Below are 2,400 nucleotides of genomic sequence, written 5' to 3'. Positions count from 1 at the left end.
GGCCCCACCGCCGTATCAGTGCGCCGAGCCGTCGCTGTGCACGTCGTGGTCCCCCTTCGACGGTGTGCCTAGTTCTCCGAACGGGTGAACCCCGAACGGGTGCCCCGCCCGCGGCGGGCGGGGGACGGCTGCACTCCGTGCGGAACCACCACCCGTGGTGAGCTGCGCGCGGCCACGGGAGGGCCGTCAACGCCCGGGCAGGAAATAGTGCGCCAGACAACGCGTAAGACGGTGCGCCCGCGGACCGGCTACCGGATCAGGCGACATTGTGACCTCGCCGGGCCCACCACCGCGTTGAGGGCGCCAGGCTGTTCCACGGCGAAGAACATCATCACAAATACGTCTATAAGGGGCTTACGGGAGTAATTCACTGTGGTACCCCGGCACGACACGCCACAGATCGGAGAACCCCCATGGTGATCAAGAAGATGCACGACATGGGCTTCCGCAGCGAGCACGCCTACCTGGCCGGCTTGTCATCCATCGGCCTCAGCTTCGCCTCCTGGATCGCAGGGCCAGATAGGCGGTTCCGAGGGCAACGGAGCCTAGAGGCGCCGTCGCCATCCCGGCGGTGCTGGCAGGCAGGTCTGAGAGCCCGCTCATGGCGGCTACCGCGATCATGCCGAACCCCAGAGTCAAAGGGGTGGGCCGCTTCGGCTCTTGGTTGCTGCCCGCCCCGCTCGGATTGCGTGGATCCGTGTGGGCGGTGCGATGCCGTCTCGTGGGGTGTCTCAGGTCTTTCACGGGTGAGTTCTTGCGGCCCGGGCGCCCGGGCCGCGGGTATGCAGAGAAGGCCGCTGGCGACAAGCTCCTCAAGGAGTGTGACGGGGTCACGGGCGCACCAGCCAGGCGGCGCTGCCCGTCGTGGCTGAGAGCCAGGCCGCGGCAAGCTGCCGCAGCCTGGCCCGTCATATTCCGCTGAGGTCAGGCGTTTCGCACTTCACCCTTGAGGGAGAGGGCCTCCCAGCGGTTGAGCTCCTCCAGTCGGGACTGGAGGGAGGCACGGATGTGCTGCACGGCATCGGCGCCGACGGCCAGGCGCAGAGGAGGTTCGTCCAGGGAAGCAACGGTCATGATGGCGTCGGCGACGGCGTGGGGGTCACCGAAGGCCTCCGCGGGGAGCGCGGAGAAGTCGGTGAGGAATTTGCCGACGGTGGGTGCATAGGCGTCGGTGGGAAGGACGACGCGCAGGTTGGCGCCGAACTCGGTTCCGAACGTGCCGGGCTCGATGATGGTGACCTTGACACCGGTGGGAGCCACCTCGTGGGCGAGGGCTTCGCTGATGAGCTCGACAGCGCCCTTCGACGCTGCATAGAGACCGGAGGAGGGCCAAGCGAACTGTCCGATGAGCGACGACGTCTGCAGGACGCGCCCGCGGGAGGCACGTAGGGCGGGGAGGGCAGCCCGCAGAACGGCCAGGCTGGCCAGGACGTTGGTGTCGAAGATCGCTCGTGCCTCGGCTGCGTCGATCTGCTCAATCGCTCCGAAGAGTCCGTAGCCGGCGTTGTTGAGCAGTACATCCAGCCGGCCAGCGGCTCGGACGGTGTCGGCGAGAACGGTTTCGGCCTTGGTGTCGGTGAGGTCGAGTTCCACTGCGGTCAGCTGTCCCTGCGGGGTCAGACGGAGAAGCTCATTGAGTCGCTCTCGGCGCCGGCCTACGGCGATCACATGAGCCCCCTCGGCGAGAGCACGTTCGGTGACCAGGCGGCCGAAGCCGGAGGTTGCTCCAGTGACAAGCCAGGTAGAAGACATATCGATGCTCCTGAGAATGCCGCACGGTCGCGCGGTCGACGGGGTGAAACGGCCGGGTGGCTCGTGCTTCCAGCGAACCGCTCGCACAGGATCGAAACGAGGGGTGGGGTGGCCTCCTGGTTCCTGGGACTGAGAGGGCCACCCACGCTGTGGCTATGTCGGCGCGGCGGGGTGATCCTTGCCGTATGGACCGGAACGAAGGTCTCAGCGACTTCCTCCGCGCTCGCCGCTCGGCGATCGATCCTCACGAGCTGGGCATCGAGGACGCCTCCCCACGTCGAGTGCCAGGATTGCGCCGAGAGGAGCTGGCGGCCTTGGCGGGCGTGAGTGTGGACTACTACACGCGCCTGGAGCAGGGCAGGCCGATCACGCCCTCGGAGTCCGTGCTGGAGGCCTTGGCGCAGGCCTTGCAGCTCGACGACGCAGAGCGCAGCTACCTGCATGCGGTGGCACGCCGCCCCTCCACTCCGCGGCGCCGCGGCCAGCGAACCACACAGAAGGTGCGCCCCGGAGTGCACGCGCTCCTCGCACGTCTTGGAGACACCCCCGCCTTCAGGGGCCGTTGCGTGATCGCGTTTCGTCCGGAGTGCCGTGCTGGCCCGTCCTTGGAGGGGACGTCCCGGTTCGGGCGGGGTGGACGCAGTGCAG

2 protein-coding genes are annotated in these 2,400 nt (G+C 67.9%); one reads left to right on the top strand and one right to left on the bottom strand.

Annotation, left to right across the window (positions count from 1 at the left end; translation table 11 throughout):
• Window positions 1-924: 924 nt before the first annotated feature.
• Window positions 925-1,752 carry an SDR family NAD(P)-dependent oxidoreductase gene (locus ACFY0P_RS52110; RefSeq protein ID WP_388929526.1) on the bottom strand — a complete coding sequence of 276 codons (828 nt, stop codon included), beginning with the start codon at window positions 1,750-1,752 and terminating at the stop codon, window positions 925-927.
• 185 nt (window positions 1,753-1,937) lie between these two features.
• On the opposite strand from ACFY0P_RS52110, the gene ACFY0P_RS52105 reads away from it, so the two are divergent.
• Window positions 1,938-2,400, top strand: a 463-nt coding sequence (locus tag ACFY0P_RS52105; RefSeq protein WP_388929525.1) for a helix-turn-helix domain-containing protein, incomplete at its 3' end; no start/stop codon positions are given.

The organism is Streptomyces sp. NPDC001714 (genome assembly GCF_042892755.1).
Classification (GTDB): domain Bacteria; phylum Actinomycetota; class Actinomycetes; order Streptomycetales; family Streptomycetaceae; genus Streptomyces.
This window is presented reverse-complemented; position numbering and strand designations above follow the sequence as displayed.